Source organism: Pseudarthrobacter sp. GQ63, from assembly GCF_059758765.1.
The window spans coordinates 1-5,141 of the sequence record NZ_JCAXEF010000026.1; the positions used below are offsets into that span (position 1 = coordinate 1).

At 66.7% G+C, this 5,141-nt stretch carries 5 protein-coding genes; all 5 read right to left on the reverse strand.

The genetic code is table 11. The features are described from left to right. A partial coding sequence (locus tag AC6CHP_RS20615; RefSeq protein ID WP_498232018.1) for a serine dehydratase beta chain occupies positions 1 to 597 on the reverse strand: 597 nt, incomplete at its 3' end. Between the two features lie 160 nt (positions 598 to 757). Continuing rightward, positions 758 to 2,095, reverse strand: a complete 1,338-nt coding sequence (gene glyA, locus AC6CHP_RS20620; RefSeq protein WP_498232020.1) for a serine hydroxymethyltransferase — start codon at positions 2,093 to 2,095, stop codon at positions 758 to 760. Beyond that, the gene (gcvH, locus tag AC6CHP_RS20625) at positions 2,092 to 2,475 is read right to left on the reverse strand and encodes a glycine cleavage system protein GcvH (protein WP_498232022.1); all 384 of its coding nucleotides are present in this window, start codon (positions 2,473 to 2,475) and stop codon (positions 2,092 to 2,094) included. The genes glyA and gcvH overlap by 4 nt, the downstream gene beginning before the upstream one ends. 228 nt (positions 2,476 to 2,703) lie before the next feature. After that, a complete protein-coding gene (gene gcvT / locus AC6CHP_RS20630; RefSeq protein ID WP_498232024.1) occupies positions 2,704 to 3,864 on the reverse strand; it encodes a glycine cleavage system aminomethyltransferase GcvT in 1,161 nt (386 codons plus the stop codon). Positions 3,865 to 3,874: 10 nt separating this feature from the next. Then, positions 3,875 to 5,141, reverse strand: a 1,267-nt coding sequence (locus AC6CHP_RS20635) for a glycine dehydrogenase (RefSeq protein WP_498232026.1), incomplete at its 5' end; no start/stop codon positions are given.

Genomic DNA, 5,141 nt, shown 5'->3' on the forward strand with positions numbered 1-5,141 from the left:
CACCCGCATCACATCACTGATGCCCAGGCCGGCCACCCGGCAGTGCCCCAGCAACTCCGCAGCGGTCCGGAACGGCAACGGCAGCTCCTTCTTGGACTCCTCCAGCTCCAGCTGGGCCGCGTCCTCCTCGCCTTCCCGGACAATGAAGCCGCCGCCCACCGAGAAAAACGTCGCCGTATGCAGGACCTGGTCGCCGGCGTCGGACACCGTGAACGTCATCCCGTTCGTATGCCGCGGCAGGACCGTCAACGGCCGCAACACCATGTCCTTCACCCCGTACGGCAACGCCACCGCACCGGCCAGCTGAAGGGTCCCGGTCTCGGCGATCGCAGCCAGCCGCTCCTCCACCTCATCCGGCAGGATCAACTCCGGATGAAACCCCTCCAACCCCAACAAAATGGCCGTCATCGTCCCATGCCCATGACCCGTCGCAGCCAACGACCCAAACAAATCCACCCGCAACGACGCCACCCCCGCCAGCACCCCCGAAGCCTTCAACTCCTCCGCAAACACAGCAGCAGCCCGCATCGGCCCAACAGTATGCGAACTCGAAGGCCCAATCCCAATAGAAAAGAGATCAAAGACGCCAACAGCCATGGTGGGATTCCTAACGAGACGTGTAATGGGTGGGTGGAGCGTCGCTAAGGCGACGTGGGCAGGAGGGGCCGGCGGAGCCGGACTTTTCGAAAGCGTGCGTCAAAGCGACGAAGGAGCAGTACGCGTGAAAATGTCCGGTCCGCCGGCTCCGGAACCAGCCTCAGGACAGTGGTGCGACGCCCGGGTAGAGCGGGTGGGCCTTCGCCAACTCCTCGACGCGGTGACGCAGCCCCGAAAGGTCCGTCCCGGCGTCGGCCGTCAATGCCTCGGCAATGATGTCCGCAACCTCGCGGAAGGCGGCCTCGCCGAAGCCGCGGGTGGCCAGGGCGGGGGTGCCGATGCGCAGGCCGGACGTGACCATGGGCGGGCGGGGGTCGAACGGGACGGCGTTGCGGTTGACGGTGATGTCGATGTCCGCGAGCCGGTCCTCGGCCTGCTGGCCGTCTAGCTCACAGTTGCGCAGGTCCACCAGGACAAGGTGCACGTCGGTGCCGCCGGAGACCACGCTGATCCCCTTGGCGGTGACGTCGGGCTGGACCAGGCGCTCGGCCAGGATCCGGGCACCGACCAGGACGCGCTCCTGACGCTCGCGGAACTCTTCGGACGCCGCGATCTTGAAGGCCACGGCCTTGCCCGCAATGACATGCTCCAGCGGGCCGCCCTGCTGGCCCGGGAACACAGCCGAGTTGATCTTCTTGGCGATGCCGGCGTCGTTCGTCAGGATGATGCCGCCGCGCGGACCGGCGAGGGTCTTGTGCGTGGTGGAGGTGGTGACGTGGGCGTGCGGCACCGGTGACGGGTGGAGACCGGCGGCCACGAGACCAGCGAAGTGCGCCATGTCCACCATCAGGTAAGCGCCCACGGAATCGGCGATCCTGCGGAACTCGGCGAAGTCCAGCTGCCGGGCGTAGGCGGACCAGCCGGCCACGATCAGCGCAGGCCTGGTTTCCTGGGCCAGGCGTTCCACCTCGGCCATGTCCACGGTGTGGGTGTCCTCGCGGACGCCGTAAGGGACCACGTTGTAGAGCTTGCCGGAGAAGTTGATCTTCATGCCGTGCGTGAGGTGGCCGCCGTGGGCAAGATTCAGGCCCATGATGGTGTCGCCCGGCTTGATCAGCGCGTGCATGACCGAGGCGTTCGCCTGCGCACCGGAGTGCGGCTGCACGTTGGCGAATTCTGCGCCGAACAGAGCCTTGATCCGGTCGATGGCGAGCTGTTCGATGACGTCAACGTGCTCGCAGCCACCGTAGTAGCGCTTGCCCGGGTAGCCCTCGGCGTACTTGTTGGTGAGCACCGAACCCTGTGCCTGCATAACGGCGGCGGCGGTGTGGTTCTCGGAAGCGATCATTTCCAGCCCGTCGCGCTGGCGGGTCAGTTCGTCGTCGATCTTTGCCGCGATCTCGGGGTCCAGGGTGGAGAGGTCCGCGTCCAGGGACGGGGAGACCACCTGCTCAAATGCGGCGGCCACTGTGCCGGCGCCTGCGCCCGCGGCGCTCACAGCTCGCCGCCGTTGGCTGCCGCGTATTCTTCAGCGGACATCAGCGGGCCCTCGTCGGTGACTGCAACCTTGAAGAGCCAGCCGGCGCCGTAGGGATCGTTGTTGATCAGCGCGGGGTCGGAGACGACGTCGTCGTTGATTTCCACAACCTCGCCGGTGACGGGGGCGTAGAGGTCGGAGACGGACTTGGTGGATTCCACCTCGCCGCAGGTCTCTCCCGCGGTCACGACGGAGCCGACCTCGGGCAGGTCCACGTACACAATGTCGCCCAGGGCTTCGGCAGCCACGGCGGAGATACCAATGTTGGCGGGTCCCGATCCGTCAGCAGCAACCCATTCATGCTCGGCGGAGTACTTCAGTTCAGCAACAACTTTTGCCATGGTGTGTTTCCTTCAATCTGGTGTGTGAAAGGCGAGAGAGCGTCGGGCCAAACCGCGCATCAAGTGAGAGAGCGTTTGGATAAAACCGACATCAAGTGAGAGAGCGTTCGGCCCCTTTGGGTCCGACCTCCGGCAGCATGCGTCTAAGGGAGCGTCACGTCCGCTCAGCGGGCGTCTTCGCGACCGAGCATGCAGAGGAGGTCGGACCCGACGGGCCGTCGGCGTCTGTTACTTCTGGCGCTTGTAGAACGGGAGGGCTACTACTTCGAAGGGTTCGGGCTTGCCGCGGAGGTCGATGTCCATGGCGGTGCCGGGTTCGGAGTGTTCGACGTCGACGTAGGCCATGGCGATCGGGTAGCCGAGGGTGGGTGAAGGCTGGCCGGAGGTCACCTCGCCCACGACGTTGCCGTCCTTGAGGACCGGGTAGTGGCTGCGGCCGGCGCGGCGGCCCAGGCCCTTGAGGCCCACGAGCTTGCGGCCGGAGGTGGCGCCGGCGCCGAGAGCCTTGAGTTCGGCCAGCACCGCCTTCCCAACAAAGTCGGATTCCTTGGCCAGCGAGACAACCGGGCCCAGGCCCGCGGCGTAGGGGTTGCCCTCGCGGGAAAGCTCATTGCCGTAGAGCGGCATGCCGGCTTCCAGGCGGAGCGAGTCGCGGCAGGCCAGGCCGGCGGGGATGAGCCCGTGGCCGGTGCCGGCTTCCAGCAGCGCGTCCCACAAGCCGGCGGCGTCCTCGTTGGGGACGTAGATCTCGAAGCCGTCCTCGCCTGTGTAGCCGGTGCGGGCCAGAAGAAGATTCTGTACGGTGCCGTTGACGGTGATGCCTACTTCAACGGCCGCGTAGTACTTCAGCTCGGTCACCAGGGAGTGCTGGCCAGCGGGGACCAGCGTCAGCAGGATGGCCTCGGCATTGGGTCCCTGCACGGCGATGAGGGAGGTCTCGGCGGAGACGTCGTCAACAACAACGTCGAAGCCCGCAGCCCGCTCGGCCAGTGTGGCGGCAACCACCGCTGCGTTGCCGGCGTTGGGGACCACCAGGTACTTGGCTGTGCTGTCTTGTGCGGCGTCCGCCGCAGCCGGAAGCCGGTACGTGATGAGGTCATCAATGATGCCGCCGTCTTCCTGGCAGATCAGCGAGTACTTGGCCTTGCCCACGGCCACGGCGGACAGCTTGCCGGCCAGGGCGTAGTCCAGGAAGGCTGCGGCGTCCGGGCCGGTGACCCAGACCTCGCCCATGTGGGAGAGGTCGAACAGGCCGGCGGCGTTACGGACGGCGTGGTGTTCGGCCAGCTCGGAGCTGTACTTAAGGGGCATCTGCCAGCCGCCGAAGTCGGTGAAGGAGGCGCCAGCCAGCTTGTGCTGCTCATAGAGCGCTGTGTAGTTCTCAGTCATCGGGAAATCCTTAGTTCTCAAATTCGGAAAGCGGAGGGCAGGAGCACACCAGGTTGCGGTCCCCTGCGGCACCGTCGATGCGGCCAACGGGCGGGAAGTACTTGTCCTGCCGCAGGGAGGACACGGGGAAGGCTGCCTGCTCGCGCGGGTACGTCCGGTCCCAGTCGGAAGAGACGACGGCGGCGGCCGTGTGGGGTGCGTTGCGCAGCGGGCTGTTGGTCACGCTGAAGTCGCCGTTGGCAACCTGGTCGATTTCCTTGCGGATGGTGATCATGGCTTCGATGAAGCGGTCGATCTCCGCGAGGTCCTCGGACTCGGTGGGCTCCACCATCAGGGTGCCCGCTACCGGGAAGGAGAGCGTGGGGGCGTGGAAGCCGAAGTCGATCAGGCGCTTGGCCACGTCCTCCGCGGTGACGCCGGTCTGGGCCGTCAGGTCGCGCAGGTCCAGGATGCACTCGTGCGCCACCAGCCCGGTTTCACCGGTGTAGAGGACGGGGAAGTACTCGTTCAGCCGTGCTGCGACGTAGTTGGCTGCCAGCAGCGCCGACTTGGTGGCCTCGGTCAGGCCCTGGCCGCCCATCAGCTTCACGTAGGCCCAGGAAATCGGGAGCACACCAGCTGAGCCAAAGCGCGAAGCGGAAATCGCAACGCCATGCCCGGCTTCATGGGCGGCCTTGTTTGCATCACCGGGCATGAAGGGTGCCAGGTGCGCCTTGGCAGCAACGGGTCCGACGCCGGGTCCCCCGCCGCCGTGCGGGATGCAGAAGGTCTTGTGCAGGTTCAGGTGCGACACGTCCCCGCCGAACTTGCCCGGCTGCGCCAGCCCAACGAGCGCGTTCAGGTTCGCACCGTCAACGTACACCTGGCCGCCGGCGGCGTGGACGGCGTCGCAGACCTCGCGGACGTCGGCGTCGTACACGCCGTGGGTGGACGGGTAGGTGATCATGATGGCCGAGAGGACGTCCTTGTGGGCCTCGATCTTGGCTTCGAGGTCGGCGTGGTCGATGGTGCCGTCGGCGGCGGTGGCAACCACCACCACCTTCATGCCGGCCAGGACGGCGGACGCGGCGTTGGTGCCGTGCGCCGAGGCCGGGATGAGGCAGACGTTGCGCTGCTGGTCCCCGCGGGAGTGGTGGTAGCCGCGGATCGCCAGCAGCCCGGCGAGCTCGCCCTGGGACCCGGCGTTCGGCTGGATGGACACCTGGTCGTACCCGGTGATCTCGGCGAGGTCGGCTTCCAGCCCGGAAATCAGTTCGCGCCAGCCCTCGGTCTGGGAG

Excerpts from the sequence above, each read along its gene's own strand:
- gcvT (WP_498232024.1), bottom strand. The coding sequence starts at position 3,864 with ATGACTGAGAACTACACAGCGCTCTATGAGCAGCACAAGCTGGCTGGC.
- gcvH (WP_498232022.1), bottom strand. The coding sequence starts at position 2,475 with ATGGCAAAAGTTGTTGCTGAACTGAAGTACTCCGCCGAGCATGAATGG.